18 protein-coding genes are annotated in these 19,608 nt (G+C 64.2%); 9 read left to right on the top strand and 9 right to left on the bottom strand.

Annotation, left to right across the window (positions count from 1 at the left end):
* The first annotated feature begins 25 nt into the window (after positions 1 to 25).
* From ACFO3A_RS04690 to ACFO3A_RS04680, 3 genes are all read left to right on the top strand, one after another.
* Positions 26 to 1,849 (top strand): putative nucleotidyltransferase substrate binding domain-containing protein, encoded by a 1,824-nt coding sequence (locus ACFO3A_RS04690; protein WP_377724681.1) that lies wholly within the window; start codon positions 26 to 28, stop codon positions 1,847 to 1,849.
* Complete coding sequence (locus ACFO3A_RS04685) at positions 1,846 to 2,499, top strand: 3'-5' exonuclease (protein ID WP_377724416.1); 654 nt, start codon at positions 1,846 to 1,848, stop codon at positions 2,497 to 2,499. The genes ACFO3A_RS04690 and ACFO3A_RS04685 overlap by 4 nt, the downstream gene beginning before the upstream one ends.
* A 608-nt stretch (positions 2,500 to 3,107) precedes the next feature.
* The gene (locus ACFO3A_RS04680; RefSeq protein ID WP_377724414.1) at positions 3,108 to 3,932 is read left to right on the top strand and encodes an alpha/beta hydrolase; all 825 of its coding nucleotides are present in this window, start codon (positions 3,108 to 3,110) and stop codon (positions 3,930 to 3,932) included.
* 125 nt (positions 3,933 to 4,057) lie between these two features.
* Here ACFO3A_RS04680 and ACFO3A_RS04675 read toward each other — a convergent pair whose 3' ends face one another.
* Together ACFO3A_RS04675 and ACFO3A_RS04670 are read right to left on the bottom strand one after the other, a co-directional pair.
* A complete protein-coding gene (locus ACFO3A_RS04675) occupies positions 4,058 to 5,785 on the bottom strand; it encodes a cation acetate symporter (RefSeq protein WP_377724412.1) in 1,728 nt (575 codons plus the stop codon).
* 8 nt (positions 5,786 to 5,793) lie between these two features.
* A complete protein-coding gene (locus ACFO3A_RS04670; protein ID WP_377724410.1) occupies positions 5,794 to 6,102 on the bottom strand; it encodes a DUF485 domain-containing protein in 309 nt (102 codons plus the stop codon).
* Between the two features lie 467 nt (positions 6,103 to 6,569).
* Between ACFO3A_RS04670 and ACFO3A_RS04665 the strand changes: the two genes are divergently transcribed.
* On the top strand, positions 6,570 to 7,574 hold the full coding sequence (locus tag ACFO3A_RS04665; RefSeq protein ID WP_377724409.1) for a porin: 1,005 nt from the start codon (positions 6,570 to 6,572) through the stop codon (positions 7,572 to 7,574).
* Between the two features lie 161 nt (positions 7,575 to 7,735).
* On the opposite strand, the gene ACFO3A_RS04660 is transcribed toward ACFO3A_RS04665, so the two are convergent.
* The 4 genes from ACFO3A_RS04660 to ACFO3A_RS04645 form a co-directional block, all read right to left on the bottom strand.
* The gene (locus tag ACFO3A_RS04660) at positions 7,736 to 9,733 is read right to left on the bottom strand and encodes a TonB-dependent receptor domain-containing protein (RefSeq protein ID WP_377724408.1); all 1,998 of its coding nucleotides are present in this window, start codon (positions 9,731 to 9,733) and stop codon (positions 7,736 to 7,738) included.
* 113 nt (positions 9,734 to 9,846) lie between these two features.
* Positions 9,847 to 10,182: a DUF3325 family protein gene (locus ACFO3A_RS04655; RefSeq protein WP_377724406.1), complete on the bottom strand. Its 336-nt coding sequence runs from the start codon at positions 10,180 to 10,182 to the stop codon at positions 9,847 to 9,849.
* On the bottom strand, positions 10,179 to 11,873 hold the full coding sequence (locus ACFO3A_RS04650) for a PepSY-associated TM helix domain-containing protein (protein ID WP_377724404.1): 1,695 nt from the start codon (positions 11,871 to 11,873) through the stop codon (positions 10,179 to 10,181). The genes ACFO3A_RS04655 and ACFO3A_RS04650 overlap by 4 nt, the downstream gene beginning before the upstream one ends.
* Positions 11,870 to 12,211 (bottom strand): DUF3649 domain-containing protein, encoded by a 342-nt coding sequence (locus ACFO3A_RS04645; RefSeq protein WP_377724403.1) that lies wholly within the window; start codon positions 12,209 to 12,211, stop codon positions 11,870 to 11,872. The genes ACFO3A_RS04650 and ACFO3A_RS04645 overlap by 4 nt, the downstream gene beginning before the upstream one ends.
* A gap of 117 nt (positions 12,212 to 12,328) precedes the next feature.
* Between ACFO3A_RS04645 and ACFO3A_RS04640 the strand changes: the two genes are divergently transcribed.
* Both ACFO3A_RS04640 and ACFO3A_RS04635 read left to right on the top strand, forming a co-directional pair.
* A complete protein-coding gene (locus ACFO3A_RS04640; protein ID WP_377724402.1) occupies positions 12,329 to 13,033 on the top strand; it encodes a response regulator transcription factor in 705 nt (234 codons plus the stop codon).
* A complete protein-coding gene (locus ACFO3A_RS04635) occupies positions 13,017 to 14,321 on the top strand; it encodes a sensor histidine kinase (RefSeq protein WP_377724401.1) in 1,305 nt (434 codons plus the stop codon). Before ACFO3A_RS04640 ends, ACFO3A_RS04635 begins: the two co-directional genes overlap by 17 nt.
* A 124-nt stretch (positions 14,322 to 14,445) precedes the next feature.
* Here the strand turns inward: ACFO3A_RS04635 and ACFO3A_RS04630 are convergent, their stop codons facing one another.
* Positions 14,446 to 14,985, bottom strand: coding sequence for a universal stress protein (locus ACFO3A_RS04630; RefSeq protein ID WP_377724400.1), 540 nt, complete (start codon positions 14,983 to 14,985; stop codon positions 14,446 to 14,448).
* Between the two features lie 26 nt (positions 14,986 to 15,011).
* Here ACFO3A_RS04630 and tgt point away from each other — a divergent pair, with 26 nt between their 5' ends.
* Genes tgt through ACFO3A_RS04615 form a run of 3 tightly spaced genes read left to right on the top strand, consistent with a single transcriptional unit; the run spans position 15,012 to position 18,122 of the window.
* A complete protein-coding gene (gene tgt, locus ACFO3A_RS04625; RefSeq protein WP_377724399.1) occupies positions 15,012 to 16,184 on the top strand; it encodes a tRNA guanosine(34) transglycosylase Tgt in 1,173 nt (390 codons plus the stop codon).
* 36 nt (positions 16,185 to 16,220) lie between these two features.
* The gene (locus tag ACFO3A_RS04620) at positions 16,221 to 17,654 is read left to right on the top strand and encodes a GGDEF domain-containing protein (RefSeq protein WP_377724397.1); all 1,434 of its coding nucleotides are present in this window, start codon (positions 16,221 to 16,223) and stop codon (positions 17,652 to 17,654) included.
* A gap of 39 nt (positions 17,655 to 17,693) precedes the next feature.
* Positions 17,694 to 18,122 (top strand): PAS domain-containing protein, encoded by a 429-nt coding sequence (locus ACFO3A_RS04615; protein ID WP_377724395.1) that lies wholly within the window; start codon positions 17,694 to 17,696, stop codon positions 18,120 to 18,122.
* A 77-nt stretch (positions 18,123 to 18,199) separates the two neighbouring features.
* Here ACFO3A_RS04615 and ACFO3A_RS04610 read toward each other — a convergent pair whose 3' ends face one another.
* Both ACFO3A_RS04610 and ACFO3A_RS04605 read right to left on the bottom strand, forming a co-directional pair.
* Positions 18,200 to 19,000, bottom strand: a complete 801-nt coding sequence (locus tag ACFO3A_RS04610; protein WP_377724393.1) for a PhaM family polyhydroxyalkanoate granule multifunctional regulatory protein — start codon at positions 18,998 to 19,000, stop codon at positions 18,200 to 18,202.
* 40 nt (positions 19,001 to 19,040) lie between these two features.
* Positions 19,041 to 19,553: a copper chaperone PCu(A)C gene (locus tag ACFO3A_RS04605; RefSeq protein WP_377724391.1), complete on the bottom strand. Its 513-nt coding sequence runs from the start codon at positions 19,551 to 19,553 to the stop codon at positions 19,041 to 19,043.
* Positions 19,554 to 19,608: the final 55 nt, after the last annotated feature.

Raw genomic sequence — 19,608 nt, 5'->3', positions numbered from 1 at the left:
CTGACCCGGTTGAATCATGCGCACCATGCCCAATGCCTTCAATTTCAACGCCTCGCCATTTGACTGCCTGTCCACCGACGAGCAGTCCCTGGTGCGCAGCAATGTCGATATTGCCTACTTCCAGCCCGATGCCGTGGTGCTGGACATGGGGGCGGCGCCGACGCATCTGTTCGTCATCATCAAGGGCTACGTCACCCAGATGGAGGGCGACGAAGTGCAGGCCACCTACGGCCCGGACGACTGCTTCGATGGCCGCAGTCTGATCGCCGGGCGGGCCAGCAGCCGTTTCATCGCTGCGGAGGAAGTGCTGGTTTACCAGCTGGCCCGTGCCACGGTGCAGGAACTGATTGCCCGCAACGCCACCTTCGGCGCCCTGCTGTTTTCCGACCTGGGGCACAAATTGAGCGCCCTGGCCCAGCGGGCCGAGGAGCATGAAACCCAGTCGCTGCTGCTGGCGCGGGTCGATCAGGCGTTTCTGCGCCCGGCGCACACCGTCCCGGCCAGCGCCAGCATCGTGCAGGTGGCGCAGGTGTTCAAGGCGCAGCGCACCACCAGCGTGCTGGTGGAAGATGCCGCACGCGGCGCCGACGCCCTGGGTATCTTCACCGCCACCTCGCTGCAGCACGCCATTCTGGATGGCCGCCCGCTGGATGTGCTGCCCGTCGGGGCGCTGGCCACCTACCCGGTGGTCACGGTGCAGGCCAGCGACACCATCGGCGACGCCATGGCCGTGCTGCTGCGTTCGCGGGTGCATCGCCTGGTGGTGGTGGACGAGGCGGGCCGGGTGCAGGGGCTGCTGCGGGCGCTGGATCTGTTCAGCTTTGTCGCCAACCAGTCGCACCTGGTGGGCGTGCAGATCGAGCAGGCGCACAGCCTGGACGACCTGCAACACGCCGCCGCCCTGATTACCCAGCTCATCGCCGCCCTGCACCGGGGCGGGATGCGCATCGGCCTGATGACGCGGCTGGTGCAGCAGCTCAACACCCGCCTGTTCGAGCGTGCCTGGGAGATGATCGCTCCCGCCGACCTGCTGGCCAACAGCTGCCTGTTCGTCATGGGCAGCGAAGGCCGGGGCGAGCAGCTTTTGAAAACCGACCAGGACAACGGCCTGCTGTTGCGCGACGGTTACACGCCGCCGGACGATCTGGCCGGCATCTGCCAGCAGTTTTCCGATGCGCTGGCCGCTTTCGGCTACCCCGAATGCCCGGGCCGCATCATGCTGAACAACCCGGCCTGGCGCGGCACGGTGGCCGAGTTCTCCCAACGGGTGCGGCGCTGGCTGCTCATGCCCGAGGGCGACGACCTGATGAATCTGGGCATCTTCCTCGATGCTCTGGCCGTGGCCGGCGACGCCAGCCTGCTGACCAGGGTGCGCGACAGCCTGCGTGAAATGACGGTGGAAAGCGACGTGCAGGTGGCCCGCTTTGCCGCTGCGGTGGACGCCTTCGGCACCCCGGCAAGCTGGTGGGGCCGCCTGATCGGGCGCGACGATGCGCAGCAGATCAACCTGAAAAAGGCCGGGCTGTTTCCCATCGTCCACGGCGTGCGCAGTCTGGCGCTGGCCCAGGGCATTGCCGCCGCCAGCACCGCCGAGCGCCTGGACGCCCTGGTGGCCCAGCAGGTGCTGGACGCCAAACTCGGCCAGGAGCTGCTGGAGAGCCTGCACTTCCTCATGCGCCTGCGCCTGCAGGCCGGGCTGGACGAATGGACGCTCAACCGCCCCATCACCGGCAAGGTCGATCCCATGAAACTCAGCAGCCTGGAGCGCGACCTGCTCAAGGACACCCTGGCCGTGGTCAAGCGCTTCAAGGCCGTGCTGCACCAGCGCCTGCGGCTGGACCTGGTATGAGCTGGGGGCAGACCCGTTGGGCGCAGTGGCGCCGCCAGTGGCTGCGGCGCCGGCTGGCAGCGCCGGACTTCGCCTTCCTGCTGGAGCCGCCGCCGCCCGGCGAATGGGTGGCGCTGGACTGCGAAACCACCGGGCTGAACACCCGCAGCGACCAGATCATCTCCGTCGGCGCGGTACGCATCGTCGGCGACCGCATCCTCACCAGCCAGCGGCTGGAGCTGCTCATCCGTCCCGATAAAACCGTCAGCGCCGACAGTGTGCGCGTACACCGCCTGCGCCAGCAGGACTTGCAGGACGGCCTGCCGCTGGACGCCGCCATGCGCCAGTTGCTGCACTTCATCGGCAGCCGCCCCCTGGTCGGCTATTACCTCGAATTTGACGTCGCCATGCTCAACCGAGCCGTCGCCCCCATCCTCGGCATGGGGCTGCCGCAGCGGCGCATCGAAGTCTCGGCCCTCTACCACGACTACAAATTCCACCAGTTGCCGCCGCACCACCAGCAGGGCAATGTGGACATCGACCTGCGCTTCACCACCCTGCTGGCCGATCTGGGCCTGCCCCAGCGCGAGGCGCACGACGCCCTGAACGACGCCGTCATGGCTGCCATGGCCTTCGTCAAGCTGCGGCACCTGGTGCCGGATGCGGTTTAACCAAAAGCAAAGACAAAAAGCAAAAGGAGAAAGCGCAGCTCCCGGTCAGGCAAACCCTCACCAATCCATGCCTGCCGTGGCTGTCTGAGAACCTGTTCACGATCTCCACGCGGGCGTGCAGTCGTGGCCTCGGGCGCTCTGCGTCGTTGCAAATCCTCGCCATAGCACCGCTATGGCTGCGGTTTGCGCCTAGCAGCCCATCCCGATCCACATCCCGCACGCCTTCGCGCTGAGATCGTGAACAGGTTCTGAGCGCAGCGCCGCAGAGCGGCGCGAAGCGAGTTTCACGGCACAGGCCGCGCCACGCGCTTTCTTTGCTTCCTTTCTTGCGCGTGCAAGAAAGGGAGTCGCCCGCCGGGGCGAGACCCGGCCAGCAGCACCGAAAACCATCAATAAATAAAAAATAGTAGCTGTTGCCGCATATATATAAATGATTTCAATATCATTTATATTTAAATTCCTTTGGTTGTCAGCGGAAACAGCAACTTAATTCATAGCGTATTCACGCCTGCGCAAAGGTGACTGCTATCCTCCCGCCCGCATCTTTCGCATCGCATGGGGGCAGGCAGATGAACAGGAACCAGCAAGACGCAGATACATCCTGCGCAGTGCAAAGCATTTTTACCGCCAGCGATGGCAGCAAGCTGGCCGTGCGTGACTGGCCGTTGGCGCAGGCCGCACGCGCCACGGTGCTGATCGTCCACGGGCTGGGCGAACACGCCGGCCGCCACGCTGCGCTGGCCCAGCGGCTGAACGCCTGGGGCTACGCCGTGCGCGGCTACGACCACTATGGACACGGCCAGTCCGACGGGCCGCGCGGCGCACTTACTTCCGAGATGCGCCTGCTGGACGATCTGGCCGCGCTGGTCGATGCCACCCGCGCCCGGCAGCCTGCGGGCCAGCCGCTGATTCTGCTGGGGCACAGCATGGGCGGCTTGGTGGCGGCCCGTTTCGTCGCGCTGCGCCTGCGGGCGGTGGAGGCGCTGGTGCTGTCCTCCCCCGCGCTGGATGCGGGTCTGAATGCCGTACAGCAGTGCCTTGTTGCCACGCTGCCGCATATTGCGCCCAACCTGCGCGTGGGCAACGGGCTGGACGCGCGTTACCTTTCGCACGACAGCGCCGTGCCCCGCGCCTACCGGGCCGACCCGCTGTGCCATGACCGCATCAGCGCCCGGCTGGCCCGCTTCATTGCCACCGGCGGGCCGGCCACCGTGGCCCGGGCGGCGGATTGGACGGTGCCCACCCTGCTGTTGTGGGCCGGGGATGACCGCCTCGTCAGCCCGACAGGCAGCCGCGCCTTTGCAGCCGCTGCGCCTGCCTGCGTCCAGGCACAGTGTTTCGATGCGCTGTACCACGAGCTTTTCAACGAAAGCGCCGAACTGGCCGCCCCCGTCTTTGCCCGCCTGCGGCAGTGGCTGGACGGGCTGGCGTGACGGTTTGAGGTTGGCCAAGGCATGAATCGCGCATAAAAAAACCGGGCCAAAAGCCCGGTTTTGTTTTGCCCTTCCAGCCCAGGCGCAGGGCCTGGCCGGAAGGGGTTGCCTTGGAAAACGGCTGCTTAGTGGCCCGAAGCCCCCGAAGCGCCCAGACCCGTTTCCGAACGGATTTGCTGTGCCGGGAAGCCGGCGCGGTCGACCTTGGCGCGTTCGCTGTTGTCGGTGATGGAGAAGAACCACACACCGATGAAGCCGATCGTCATGGAGAACAGCGCGGGCGAGGAGTAGGGGAACAGTGCCGAACCGGCCGGGTTGCCCAGGGTCGCTTCCCACACCGAGGGCGACACGATGGTCAGGCCCACCGAGGAGATCAGGCCCAGGAAGCCGCCGATCACCGCACCGCGGGTGGTGCAGTTCTTCCACAGGATGGACATGATCAGTGCCGGGAAGTTGGCCGAAGCGGCAATGGCGAAGGCCAGCGACACCATGAAGGCCACGTTCTGACGCTCGAAGGCAATGCCCAGAATCACGGCAACCACACCCAGGGTCAGGGTGGTGATACGCGAGACTTTCAGTTCCGAGGCGCTGTCGGCCTTGCCGTCCTTCAGTACGGTGGCGTACAGGTCGTGCGACACGGCCGATGCACCCGACAGGGTCAGGCCGGCCACCACGGCCAGGATGGTGGCGAAGGCCACGGCCGAGATGAAGCCGTAGAACACGTCGCCGCCCACGCTCTTGGCCACCAGCACCGCCGCCATGTTGGCCGTGCCTGCGCCGCCCAGAATCACGCCCTTGGCGGTATCGGCCATTTCGGGGTTGGTCAGCACCAGGGTGATCGCGCCGAAGCCGATGATGAAGATCAGGATGTAGAAGTAGCCGATCCACACCGAAGCCCAGCCCACCGATTTACGGGCTTCCTTCGCGTTCGGCACGGTGAAGAAGCGCATCAGGATGTGGGGCAGACCAGCGGTACCGAACATCAGCGCCATACCGAAGGAGATGGCAGAGATGGGGTCCTTGATGAAGCCGCCGGGGCCCATGATGGACAGGCCGGCCTTGGCTGCTTCCTCGGGCGTCTTGCCGGAGTTGGCGGCGATCTCGGTGCGCACGCGCACGCCGTCGGCAAACAGCGCTTCAGGGCTGAAGCCGTACTTGGACAGCACCATGAAGGCCATGAAGGTCACGCCCGACAGCAGCAGCACGGCCTTGATGATCTGCACCCAGGTCGTGGCCGTCATGCCGCCGAACACCACGTAGATCATCATCAGCACGCCCACCAGCACCACGGCCATCCAGTACTCCAGGCCGAACAGCAGCTTGATCAGCTGGCCTGCGCCCACCATCTGGGCAATCAGGTAGAAGGCCACCACCACCAGCGTGCCCGAGGCAGCGAAGGCGCGGATGGGGCCGTTGCGGAAGCGGTAGCCGGCCACGTCGGCAAAGGTGAACTTGCCCAGGTTGCGCAGGCGGTCGGCCATCAGGAAGGTGATGATGGGCCAGCCCACCAGGAAGCCGATGGAGTAGATCAGGCCGTCGTAGCCATTGACCATCACGGCAGCCGAAATCCCCAGGAAGGAGGCCGCGGACATGTAGTCGCCCGCAATGGCCAGACCGTTCTGGAAGCCCGTGATGCCGCCACCGGCGGTATAGAAGTCGGCAGCGGATTTGGTACGGCCCGCTGCCCATTTGGTGATGTACAGGGTGGCCGCCACGAACACGGCGAACATGATGATGGCGATCCAGTTCGTCTGTTGCTTGGCCGCCTGGCCCACGTCGCCGCCGGCGGCCAGGGCCAGCGGGCTGGCCGCCAGGGCAGCCAATGCCAGCACGGGGCTGGCGAAAGTTTTCATTGCACGCTTCATTTGGTCACATCCTTGAGCAGTTCTTCGGTCAGGACATCGAACTTCTTGTTCGCCACGTTCACGTAGTACACCGTGATGCCGATGGTGAACAGAATCACCGCCAGGCCCAGCGGGATGCCCAGCGTGGTGACGCCGGCGCCGATGGGCGTTGCCAGCAGTTCTTTGTCAAATGCGATCAAACCGATGTAACCGAAATACACGATCAGCATCAGGATGGTGAGCGTCACCCCCAGGGGGTCGCGTTTGGCACGCAGCTCCTGGTACTTTGGGTGGTTTTGGATTTTTTGAACAATGGGGTCACTCATTGTTTGCCTCCTTATGTTGTGGTGGGTGTCAGCTTTTTCGTAAGTCTGGAGACTCTGCGGACGGATGTATTCTGAAAACCGGGTCTGACCGCTTGCTTACTGAATTTCCAGAAAATCACCAGGGTTTTCACTAGAAATTTCATATGGAAAAACAAATGCCTAGGGTTGTCCCGAGGCTGACCGTATCTTCGTGACCGCTGCCTGTTTTCCAGGCCCGCAACGGGCCGAATCAGGGCAGGAAAAAGTGGCCGAAATCGGGGAAAAGTCGCTCGGGACGGTTTTTCTACACACTTTCATACAAGCCATCCTGGTGAATCTGTTGTTTTTCGGTACACAAAGGGCTACTTCCTGCGTAAAAAAGGCGGATTGCGCAGGCGCACTCCTAAAATCTTCCTACCTGCGCTACTGCGTTCCTCTGGAGACAAGCCAGAGCGCAACTTTTTTATTTTTCCCACAAGGATCTGGATATGACGAAACTCTCCCGCCTGATGCTGGCCGCTGTGGCCGTTTGCGGTACTTCGGCTGTCATGGCCCAAAGCAGCGTGACCATTTATGGCCGCGTCAATACCACCATCGAACACCAGAAAGCCGGTAAAGAATCCAAGACCGGCATGTTCAACAACAGCTCGCGCATCGGCTTCAAGGGCGTGGAAGATCTGGGCAACGGCCTGAAGGCCGGTTTCCAGCTGGAAGCTGGTTTCAACTCGGACGACGGTTCGGGCCCCCTGACTTTCGGGCGTCAAAGCGAAGTGAACCTGTCGGGCAACTTCGGTATGGTGCGCCTGGGTAACTTCTTCCCCGAGTCCTACTACGCCACTTCCGATTACATCGGCATGCACAACCACGAAACCGGTTCTTCGGCCGATGCGTTTTACATCGACCCTGTCTGGATGGGCCGCGGTAAAGCTGTTCAAGGTGGCAACTATGGCCTGGGCACCGGTAACAAGCTTGCTTACCGCACGCCTACCTTCAACAACTTCTGGGCCGAAGCTTCCGTGAGCTTCCACGAAAAGGCCAGCGCTACTCCTGCTGGCAACAAGACCGGCTACGACCTGGCTGCCAACTACAACAACGGCCCCTTGGCCTTGGGCGCAGGCTATAGCCAGATCGCCGGGGCACGTCAGGCAGCATTGCGCGGGCTGTACAACTTCGGTCAGTTCGTGGTCGGCGCTTACTACCAGTACAACGATGAATTCACGCTGGGGAATCGCAACAACTTCCGTCTGTCCGGCATGTATGTGCTGAACGCTTCGGAATTCCACGTGAACGTCGGTCATGTCGATTCTTGGAGCAAGCGTAAAGACTCTGCTGCTACGCAATGGACGCTGGGTTACAACTACAACCTGAGCAAGCGCACCAAGGTCTACACCTACTACACCAAGATCAACAACAAAAAGGCTGCCGAATACGGTACTGGCGTTGCTGGCGACGACTTCTCCTCCTTCGCCCTGGGTATCCGCCACAACTTCTAAAGTGGTCTGACTCCCAACGAAAAATCCCGATGTTTCTGCATCGGGATTTTTTTGTCTTTTATTTGTAAAAATAAGAGCTTCCAGCGCTGATTTATATTGGATTTCAAGGCAATAAGCCTATCGAATCCTTTGTTTATCAGCGGTGGAAGCTCCGTTTTTTATTAGAACCCCGCCGTCACACCCACATACAGGCGGCGACCATCCAGCGTCTTGCCGTAGTCTGCGGTGTTCACGGACTTGTCCAGCAGGTTGTACAGCCCGCCGAACAGGCTCACGTTTTTGTTCACCTGGTAGTTCACGCCAATGTCCACCAGGGTGTAGGCCGGGATCTGTGCCGTGCCGCTGTCGATGCTTTTGCTCTTGTAGCGGGTCTTGCCCCAGAACTTGAGTTGGCTGTTCGCCGACCAGTCTGCGCCCAGGGTGAGCATGTGCTTGGGCAGGTTGTTCAGGGGTTTGCCCTGGTCGGCGCCGGTGTTGATCTCGCTGTCGGTGAAGGTGTACGAGGTGTTCAGTTTCCAGGCACCCATGCGCTTGCTGAACGAAGCCTCCAGGCCGTTGATGGTGGCCGAGCTGACGTTCACGTACTGGTTGATGCGTGCGCGGGTTTCACCGTTATAGACACAGGCAGGCGCCGTGGTGGGGCTTTCGCAGATGGTCTGCTTGCCGATCTTGTTGCGGAAATCGGTCTTGTAGACGGTGATGCCGGCGTTCGTTCCGGGGTCCGGGGCCCAGTTCACCCCCAGTTCGTAGTTGGTGCTTTTTTCCGGCTTGAGGTCTTTGTTGCCCATGTCCCATGCCGCGCCACGGGCGGCGATTTCGACGATGTTGTCGTCCGCCTGCTTGAGCGTGGGGGCCTTGTAGCCCCCGCTCACGCCGCCTTTGAGCGTGATGGCCGGGTTCAGCCTGTAGACCCCGTACAGGCGGGGAATGAATTCGCTGCCGTAGTGTTCGTTGCGGTCGTAGCGCAGCCCGCCGACGACGGACAGGCGTTCCGTCAGAAAGTATTCGTCCTCGACAAAAGCCGCCATCTGCCAGCGCGAGAGATTGACGTTGCGCGAGCCGGGAAAGCGGCTGGCATCGTGGTTCGTCTTTTCGGATTTGTATTCGCCGCCCACGGTCACCATGTGGTTGCCCAGGGGCAGCACCGTCTTGGTGTTGAAGAAGCTGGCCTGGTATTCGGAGTAGTTGCTGCCGTTCTCGATCTCGACCTTCTCGTGTGTCAGGAAGGACGTGGTGCGAAAGCGGTTGCCCCAGGTCAGGTCGTGCGACAGGGCCAGGTAGTCGCGCGTGTTCTGCACCTCTCCGGCAGCGCCGGTGCGGGCCGTGCGCTGGTTGTCGCCCTCGCCGTGCGTGGCTTCCAGGCCCAGCGTCTGGTGGTCGGAGAGTTTCCACGCCAGCTTGGCGGTCAGGTCGTTCATTTCCTTGGCGGCATATCCGCCCGTGAAGCGGTCTTCGTGGCGCTTGAAGCGCGAGCCGTAGACGGTCAGGCCCAGCCGGTCGGAGACGATCGGGCCGCTCAGGTAGAAGCGCTGCTGGTTTTCGCTGCCGGCCTCGGAGTTTTCCTGCACGGTGCCGTCGATGGTCACGCTGCCGCTCCAGGTGGACGCCACTTTCTTGGTGATGATGTTGATCACGCCGCCCAGGGCGCTGGAGCCGTACAGCGACGACATCGGGCCACGGATGACTTCGATGCGTTCGATGGCCGATACCGGCGGCAGCCACCCGGTTTGTTGCGCCCCGCCAAAACCGTTGTAGTAGGCCTGGGAGGAGGTGCCCAGCGGCTTGCCGTCCACCAGGAACAGGGTGTAATCCTCGCCCAGGCCCCGGATGTAGATTTGCGTGGATTCGATCTTGCCGCCCGCCCCGCCTTCGATGGTCAGCCCGGGAATGTCCTGCAGCGCATCGGTCACGTCACGGTAGCGGCGGCCTTCCAGCTGCTCTTTGGGGATGACGGTGATGGAGGCGGGTGCCTCGGCAACCGACTGCTCGAACCCCGTTGCGGTGATGACCACGTCCGGCAACTGGGTGGTGGCGATGGGGGCACTGTTTTGTTGCGCGTGCGCCAGCATGGAGGCGCAGCCTGCAAGGGCAAGAACCGTGGATTGAACCAGCGTACCCGGCGACGATGGGCGGGTTGCAGCTCTGGTGTGAGCAGCCATAGGAATCTCCTGTCGAGTTGAAAAAAAGGGGTATTTGCGTGATGCCGCCAAAGCAACGGGCATGGCTGCGCCCGAGGTGCCTTGCGGCCCCGTGTTTGTGTGAACAGGTCGGATCAGCGGGCGATGAATCCCCAGAAGCCCCAGCCCAGCGCCGCCGCGCCATAGGCCACGGGCCGGGCTTTGTGCGGGGCGTAGGTGAGGAGCAGGCCCAGTGCCAGTGCGGCAAACGCCAGCAGGCCCACCCAGGCAGAGAGGGCGACGGAGGTGCTGCCGTGCGCTAGGCACATCTGCAGCGAGCTGCCCAGCAGAACGAGCCCGGCGGCCCGGTACAGCCGGAGCTGGCCGGAGGTGAGCGTTTGCGTGCCGAACGGATCGCGGTGCCGCTCCATGCAGGCGGCAAGGGCGGCGAACCCGGCGAAGGCGACGAACAGTGCAGGCCAGAGGGTCATGTCGTCTGCTCCACGGCGATCGATGCGGCGGTCATGCCGGGGGCCGTCTCTTGCGCAGCAAGTGCCCCGGCCTTCTTCTGTCGGGGGCTTCTTGCCGCGCCGGGCTGTACGGCGGGCTGCTGCCTCGTCAGCCACCAGGCGATGGTGCCGTGGACGATGGCCAGGGCCAGCATCATCAGGTCGAACCCGGCAATGCTCCACTGCGCATGGGCCATGCTTTGCACGATGGACGCGCCACCGGTCAGGGGGTTGAGTACCGGCAGCAGGGCAAACAGGATGGCGGCCACGGTCATTTGTTCGCGCCAGGCAGTGCGTGGCGCCCGCAGGAGCGGATGCACCAGGCACAGCAGCCACACCGCAAAGAAGCCCCGAATCTCCCAGTCGCCACGGCCGACGAGTTCTGCCGGAATCAGCCGGTTGCACCAGAAATAGGCCGCCGTGGCCACGGAAAGGCCCCCGATGGCGCCGATGTTCAGCACCTCCACCAGGCGATGCCCTTTGGGGGTGTAGCCCAGCTTGCGGCGCTCGGGCAGGCGTTTGACAACCCACAGCACCATGCCCGTGGCGGCCATGAGCGTTCCCACGACGCCGCTCAGGAACAGCAGCCAGCGCATCGCAGGGTCGGCAAAGCGGCCCAGGTGCAGGCTGGTGAACACGTTGCTGGTGGCGCGTGGCCAGGACACCGCCTGGTTTTCGGGGGTACGGCGCGGCGCACCGCTGACCCCATCGAAGCGCAGCGTGGCAGCTGCGCCGCGCTGGACCAGGCTGGTGCCGCCGCCTTCGCGCAATTCGATCATCGCTTGCGGCGTGCCGGGCGCGGTCACCGTGATGCTGCCGACACCATGGTGCGGCCATTGCTGCTGTGCCTGTGCCATCAGGGGCGCAATGGCTACCAGCGAAGCATTCCCGCCGGGCTCTGCGGGCCTTCTGCCGTTGCCGTCCGGGGTTCCGGTACCGCCCGGTTGCCGGTTGCCGCGCATTTCGGCGAAATATGCGCTGGTATCGCCGTTGTAGGCGGCCTGGATGCCCCAGGGCATGAGCATGTTCATCAACAGCAGCAGGCCGCTGAAGGTGATCAGGATATGAAAGGGCAGGGCCAGCACGGCGGTGGCGTTATGCGCATCGAGCCAGGAGCGCTGCCCCTTGCGCGGGCGGAAGGTGAAGAAATCCGTGAAGATTTTCTTGTGCGTGATGACGCCGCTGAGGATGGCGACAAACATCAGCATGGTGGCAATGCCCACGATCCAGCGGCCCCAGATGCGTGGCATGGCGTACAGCTCGAAATGCAGGCGGTAGAGAAAGCTGCCGCCGCGTGTTTCGCGGTGTTCGATCTGCTCTCCGGTGCCTGCGTCGAGCGTGGCCCGCTGGGTGCCGGCACGGCCTGCGGCGGCGCCGGGATCGCGCCACGATGCCTCGATGGCGGTTTGCCTTGCACTGGGCAGCGACAGGGTCCATGTGGTCGCATCCGGCGCGATTTTCTGCATGGCGTCCAGGCCCCGCTGCGCGGTTTCGGCACTGCTGACCGAGCGGTGCAGTTCGGGGCGCATCCAGTCGTCGATCTCGTCACGGAAAAAGCTCAGCGTTCCCGTGAAGAACACGACATACAGCAGCCATCCCAGCAGCAGGCTGCTCCAGGTGTGCAGCCACGACATGGATTGCCGCAGCCCTTCCGGCTTGCCATCGGCCCTCATGCCTGGCCTCCGTACGTCAGCAGCCCTGCCAGCAGGGCCAGCGCCAGTGCCGGCAGTCCGATGCCCACCCAGGCACGCACGGCACTGGCGCAGCCGAAGGCCCACATGGCGGCAATGGCATAGACGATGAACGAGAGCATGGTTGCAGCCAGCGTGGCATCTGGCCGCGCCAGTCCAAGGGATTGAAATCCCAGGGCGCCAGCTGCCGCGCTTGCCGCCGCCAGCCCATAGCCGCCGCCCACGGCAGCCACGGCCCGCAACGCCACCTGAACGCGATAACGCGCCAGCCCCGGATGGGCGGACGGCTGGCCTATCGATACAAATTCACTACCACTCACGGTTCCCTCCCTTGGATCTTTTCCGCGCCGTTCTTAACGACGATTTCACGCATACGGCAAGTATTAGAATACGAATCCTTCTCTTTTTAATTCAAGTTCCTGATCGGTGTCTGACGGATGAAGCTGCTTGTAGTGGAAGACCATCGGGAACTGCGCGGGCTTCTGAGTACGCATTTGGAGCGGGCCGGTTTTGCCGTGGATGCCGTTGCCAGCGGCCAGGCTGCGCTTGACGCGATGGCGGTGGCCGGTTTCGATGCGCTGGTACTCGATCTTGGCCTGCCGGACATGGACGGCATGGCAGTGCTGGCGGCTTGCCAGAAGCTGCCGCGCAAGATGCCCTGCATCGTGCTGACGGCACGGGACGCGCTGGACTGCCGTATCGCCGGGCTGAACGGCGGCGCGGACGACTATGTCCTCAAGCCCTTTGACATGGCGGAGTTCGAGGCGCGGCTGCGTGCGGTGCTGCGCCGCACCCACGGGATGCGCGAAAACCGGCTCGAACTGGGCAATGTGGCGTTCGAGAGCGCCTCGCGCCTGACCACCGTGCAGGGGCATCCCATCGACCTGCTACGGCGCGAGGCGATGCTGCTCGAAGAAATGCTGCGCGTATGGCCGCGCATCGTGATCAAGGAACGCCTGGAAGAGCATCTCTACGCCACGCGCGAAAGCGTGACCTTGAATGCAATCGAAGCCCTCATTTCACGCCTGCGGCGCAAACTGCGTGACGGCGGTGCCAACGTGCTGATCGATACCGTGCGCGGGCTGGGCTACCGGCTGGTGCTTGCCGAGGAGGCCCGGCGCGACGATGAACACCAGTCTTGAGCGCCGCACGCTGATCGGCCTGACGCTGGCATTTGCCGCCGGCATGGGCGCACTTGCGCTGTCGCTGTACGACACGACGGATTATTTGCGCCGCACCGTGGTCGCCATCCAGGCCCGGGAAATTGCCGCAGGCTTCACCATGCAGAGCGATCCGGCAGGCCTGCCCAGGACGTACCTCGGCGGGGAAATCTCCTACACCCTCTATTCGCCCGCAGGGGAGGTGCTTTGGTTCTCGGACGACCTGAAACGCCCGCGGCGCCTGCGGGCGCACCCCGACCAGATGCCGGTGCGGCCCTTTCGCTGGCCCTCCTACAGCGGCGAAGTGATCAACGTGCCGGCGCATCTTGCGGATGGTGCCACCCTGATGGTGGCCAAGCGCGATCGCCTGGAGCGCCAGGCCATCGGCGCGTTGCTGCAGGCCAAGCTCATGCAAAGCCTGGCCATGCTGGTTCCGATCGGGTTGCTGGCCTTTGCGCTGATGTACGGGATGATGCGCTGGACGCTGCGGCCCGTTCAGGCGGCGGCGCGGTTCGCACAAGGCATATCGCCGCAGAACGTGCAGCCGATTCCCACCGCCGGGCTGCCGCGCGAAATGCTGGCGCTGGCCGATGCCGTGAACATGGCCGTGGAAAATCTGGCGCAGGCGCTGGCCAACGAAAAGCGTCTGGTGGCCGACGCGGCCCATGAACTGCGTACGCCGCTGACCGTGCTGGACCTGCGCTTGCAAAAAGCGCGTGCAGAAGCTGCGCCCGACTGGCAGGCCATCGACGCCGACATGGCCAGCCTGCGCCGGATAACCGGGCAGTTGCTGCTCCTGGCACGGCAAGACCGGAGTACCGGGGCGGGTGAGGGCACCTCGGCCAGGACGCCGCTGTCACGCACCGTGCGCGAGATTGCGGCATCCATGCTGCCTTTGTTCGAAGCCCGGGGCCGGGCGCTGCAAGTGCAAATCGTGGACGCGGTGTGCTGCCAGGGTGAACCCAGCCTGTTGCGCACCGCGATAGGGAATGTGCTGGAGAACGCGCTGTACCACGGCCAGGGGACGGTTTCGATTCTCCTGTCCGTATCGGCGGACAGGGTTTGCCTGTGCATCGAAGACCAGGGGCCGGGGATTCCGGGCGCGTTGCAGGAGTCGATGTTCACGCGCTTTCAAAAAGGCAGCCAAAGCAGCCAGGGCGCCGGCCTGGGGCTGGCCATCACGAGAAAGATTTTGCGCAATGCCGGGGGGGACGCCCGCTTTGTGCCAAGCGCCGGATGCGCGGTGGAGCTGTGCTTGCGGGCGGCATGATCTCCAGGCAAAAAAATCCCGATGCAACAGCATCGGGATTTCGCCTTGGCCTTTTGTTTATAAAAACAAGAGCTGTTTGCGATGTCAAGCATTGGATTTCAGACATGAAAATGCCTGAAACCGTTTATTCATCGGCGGAATCAGCTTCTTTTTCTTCTTCCGGCTTGACGATCAGCACCGGCAGGCTGGCACGGTTGAGCACGGCCTGCGACACCGACCCCATCAGCGCCCGGCGCAGCGTGCCCACGCCCCGTGCGCCCAGGATGATCATGCAGGCGTTGAGGTTTTCTGCCAGATCGAGCAGCACCGTCGCCGGTTCGCCCAGGGCGATTTCGGTGCGGTAGGGCAGTTGCGCCGCCTGCAGCAGCGCGGCGGCGGTGGCCATGAGGTCTTCCCCGGCGTCGATGACGGCCCCGGCGATCAGGTCGGAATCCTGCGTGGCCAGCTCCAGCAGCGAGGCCGGTTCCTGCACGTGCAGCAGGACGATTTCGGCGTTCAACCCTGCCTGCACCAGGGCGATACCCTGGCGCACGGCTTGCAGTGCGGTTTCGGAGCCATCGACGGCGATGGCCAGAGTGAGGGTGTTGTCTTCCATCGGGTGCCTTTCATGAAAATTGTTGGCCTGACTATAGACCAGCGTGGCAGCCGGTTCGGCACTGGGCACAGCGCTTCTGGGAGAATGGCGCCCCTATGCTGCAATTCGACCTGTTGACCACCGACCCCGCCAGCCACGCCCGCCGTGGCCGCTTGACGCTGAACCACGGCGTCGTGCAAACCCCCATCTTCATGCCCGTGGGCACCTACGGCACCGTCAAGGGCGTGCTGCCGCGCAGCCTGCACGACATGGGGGCGCAGATCATTCTGGGCAACACCTTCCACCTGTGGATGCGACCCGGGCTGGACATCATGCAAAGCTTTGGCGGCCTGCACGGGTTCGAGCAGTGGCACAAGCCCATCCTGACCGACTCGGGCGGTTTCCAGGTCTGGAGCCTGGGGGCGATGCGCAAGATCACCGAGCAGGGGGTGCATTTCCAAAGCCCGGTCAATGGCGACAAGCTGTTCATGTCGCCCGAAGTGAGCATGCAGATCCAGACCGTGCTGAATTCGGACATCGTCATGCAGCTGGACGAATGCACGCCGTATGAAACCAACGGCCACCTGACCACCGAGGCCGAGGCCCGCAAGAGCATGGAAATGAGCCTGCGCTGGGCCAGGCGCAGCCAGGAAGAATTTCACCGCCTGGGCAACCCCAACGCCCTGTTCGGCATCGTGCAGGGCGGCATGTTTCCGCACCTGCGCCAGGAATCGCTGGATGCCCTGGTGGCCATGGACTTCCCCGGCTACGCCATCGGCGGCGTCAGCGTGGGCGAGCCCAAGGACGAGATGCTGCAAATCATGGCGCACACGCCGCACCGCCTGCCTGCGCACAAGCCGCGCTATCTGATGGGCGTGGGCACGCCGGAAGACCTGGTCGAAGGCGTGGCCTGCGGCGTGGACATGTTCGATTGCGTCATGCCCACGCGCAATGCCCGCAACGGCACGGTGTTCACCCGCTTTGGCGATTTGAAGCTGCGCAACGCCCGCCATAAAACCGACCACCAGCCGCTGGACCCGACCTGCACCTGCCACGCCTGCGCAGGCGTCGAAGGCATAAGCTGGCAGGACGGCGGGCGCGGCGGCTTCAGCCGTGCCTACCTGCACCATCTGGACCGCTGCGGCGAAATGCTGGGGCCGATGCTGACCACCATCCACAACCTGCACTACTACCTGAACCTGATGCAGGAAGTGCGCGATGCGCTGGAGGCGGGCCGCTTTGCCGCGTTCCGCGCCCAGTTCAAGACCGATCGGGCACGCGGGGTGTAAGAACGTAAACACGTTCTAAACCCCTGCTTTTGCATCATGCCCGTTCCAGCTTCTGCCTCCATCCTGGCCCCGCACCAGCAGCCGCTGTGGCGGGGGCAGTTGCTCGTGGTGGGCTGCGTGCTGGTGCTGTCCCTGGTGGGCATTTACTCCCGCCCGGCGGGGTATCTGGCTTCGTTCTGGCCGGCCAATGCCGTGTTGCTGGGCCTGCTGGTGCGCTATCCGCGCTGGGGGCGGCGGCCTTCCACCTGGGTGCTGGCGTATCTGGCCTATGTGCTGGCGGACGTGGTGACGGGGGCTTCCCCCCTGTGGTCGCTGGGGTTCGCCCTGGCCAATGAAGTGGGCGTGTTCGGCGGCTGGTGGTTCCTGGTGCGCCGTCCCCGGGCGGTGCTGGAGCTGCGCCAGTCGCGGGCCATTCTGGACATTCTGATCGGTTGCGGCCTGGCGGGCGGGGTCAGCACCCTGCTCGGCGGGCCGCTGGGCCATTACTTTTTCGGCCTGTCCTGGGCGCAGGCCTACATCTCCTGGATGGTGACGGAGTTTGCTGCCTTCATCCTGCTCATTCCCGTCTTCCTGGCGGCGCCACGTCCCTATGCCTGGCGCTGGCGCCTGTGGCTGCCGGGGAAAGCCATGGACGCCTACCACGTCCTGCCGATACTTTCCCTGGTTCTGAGCGAAACCATTGCCCTGACCGTAGGCGGCCCTGGCTCGCTGGGTTTTTCCGTGCCCGCCATGGTCTGGTGCGCCATGGCTTACGGGGTGCGGCCCACGGTGCTGCTGAACCTGGTGGTGTGCCTGTGGAAGACGGTCAGCATTTCCCTGGGAGCGTTCGGCTTTGGCCTGGGCCATGTTGCCGAGATCACCTCCCTGCGCCTGGGCATTGCCCTGCTGTCGCTGGCCCCGCTGACCGTGGCCTGTACCTATGCCCTGCGCCAGCAGGCGCTGCAGCAGTTGCGCCAATGGGTCGATCACGACATGCTCACCGGCGCCTGGAGCCGCCGTACCCTGCTGGAGCGGGGTACGAAACTCCTGGCCCGGATGCGCGACGAAGGCCAGCCCATGGCGGTGCTGATGCTGGACCTGGACCACTTCAAAAGCATCAACGACCAGTACGGCCATGCCAACGGCGACCGGGTGCTGCAGCAGTTCGTGCAGCTGGCCCAGCGCCTGCTGCGCCCTGAAGACATGCTGGGGCGCATGGGCGGGGAAGAGTTTGCCGTACTGCTGCCGCGCACCGGCGCCGAGCAGGCCCGGCAGGTGGCCCGGCGCCTGTGCACGCAACTGGTCCGGCAGCCGATGGAGCTGGAGCTGGGCGCGTGCATTCGCGTCTCGTGCAGCATCGGCGTTGCCGCCATTACGGCCTGGGACAGTGCCAACGCCCTGGAGAAGCATCTGGGCTGGGCCGATCAGGCGCTGTACCAGGCCAAGGCGGCCGGGCGGGATCAAGTCCAGGTGTATGTGGGAGATGCTTAGTGCCGGGGCATCTTTTTGTCGGGAAGGGAAGGGCCTGTGATGTCTGTCACTGTTTGGGAGCACATCGTGCGCGACGTGGGCGATGCGCTGATTTTTATCGACACTGCCGGCACGATCCGTGCCTGGAATCCGGCGGCAGAGGCCTTGTTCGGCTTTACTGCCGCGCAGGCGCTGGGGCAGAACGTCCACCTCATCATCCCCATGCACCTGCGTGACGGCCATGACCGGGGTTTTGCCCGCGCCATGCAGACGGGCCGTTGCAGCCACCCCGGCGCCGTGCGCACCACGCGCAGCCTGCACGCCGACGGGCGCAAGCTGTATGTGGACATGGGCTTTTCCGTGGTGAAAGACGAGCGCGGCCAGGTGCTGGGGTCGGTGGCCATGGCCCGGGATGCCACCGCCCGCTATCTGGCCGAGCGGGCCGCGCGGCAGGCCGGGGCGCAGAAAGGCGACGCCAGCACGTCCTGAAAGAACGTGCTGGCGATCTTTGCGCTGTCATTGCCGCGCCGCTCCCGCCTTCGCGGGAGTAACGGGTTGAACGCCTTCTAGGCTTTTTTGGCGCTGCGGGTTGTTTTTGGCGCCGCCGCCTTGGCGGTCGGCTGGGCCGTGGCGCGGCGGGTTGTGGTTGCTTTGGCCGCCGTTTTTGCGACAGGCTTTTCGGCGGCCTTGGGTTGGGCGGCCGGTTTTTTGGCCGCAGGTTTCTTTGCGGCAGTGGCGGCGCTGGTGGCCTGATCGACGGCCTGGCGCATCATTTCGCTGGCGGTTTGCGCAGCGGCCTTGGTGAAGTCGCTGGCCATGCTGGCGGCCTGGGCCATGGCGTTTTTCTGCGCCGGATCCTGCAGTACCTGGTGGGCGATTTGCTGGAACTGCTGGGTCAGCGCTCCCCACCACTGCTGGGCCTGTTCGGCCATGGGGTGGGGGGCAGCGGCGGGCGCTTTTTCTGCTTCGGCGGCGGGCTGGGGCTTCGGCGCTTCGGCCTGGCCGGGGGCGCTTTTTTGCGTTGCGCCCATGGGCCAGTTGGACAGGTTGCCGGCAGGGGCGGCGGCGCCGAAGGCCTGGGCGAAGTCCTGCAGGTTGACGTTCATGCCCTTCAAGGTGGAGAGCGTCATTTTCTGCACCTGCAGCGCCTGCACGGTGGCGGCCAGGGCCTTGCCGTTTTGCTCCAGCCAGAACTGCACGGCCTTGAGTTCTTCGATGCGCTTGTCGATTTCCTCGACGCTCACGGTGGGGGCGACCCAGCTGGAGAACGGCGGCAGCGCGGCGCCCTGGCCTGCCTTGTTCAATTGCTGCAAAAAGTCGTACCCGGGGATGAATTGGCCGAAGCCAAAAGCCTTTGCGTCGCTCATAACTGCCTCCTGCTGATCAATCCGTGCAGCTTAATGCAAGTCAATGCTGCATACCACCGGCTTTGTGCTGCATCGGGGCGCCGTGCTGCGGCATGGCGTGGCCGCCGGCGGGCTGGGCCAGCGGCTTGACGGGCACTTGCAGGGGCTGCTCCAGGGTCTGGCCCTGGGCGTTCTTGAATTGCAGGGTGACGGGGATGGTGCTGCCCGCTTCCAGCGGCGCCTTGAGCTGCATGAACATCAGGTGGTAGCCGCCGGGTTGGAGTTCGACGGTCTGGCCGGCGGGCAGCGCCAGGCTGGGGATGGCCCGCATTTTCATCATGTCGCCGTCCATCTTCATTTCATGCACTTCGGCCACGGCGGCGACGGGGGTGGTGACGCCGACCAGTTGCAGCGGCTCGTGTGCGGTCAGGCGCATGAAGGCGCCGCTGGCCTGCTGCCCGGCCACGGTGGCCCGCGCCCAGGGCGCGTCGATCTGCACGGGGGCCTCGGCCCAGGCGGTGAAGCTGGCGGCCAGCAGGGTTGCGGCGGCAAACAAGGGGCGGAGCGTGGTCATGGGCGAAGTCCTTTGCGTGAGGGGAAAACCCGCATTGTAGAGAGGTAGGCTGCTA

The organism is Comamonas nitrativorans, assembly GCF_042654765.1.
GTDB lineage: Bacteria > Pseudomonadota > Gammaproteobacteria > Burkholderiales > Burkholderiaceae_C > Comamonas > Comamonas nitrativorans.
Note: the sequence above shows the minus strand (reverse complement) of the source record. Positions and strands in the feature narration are given on the sequence as shown.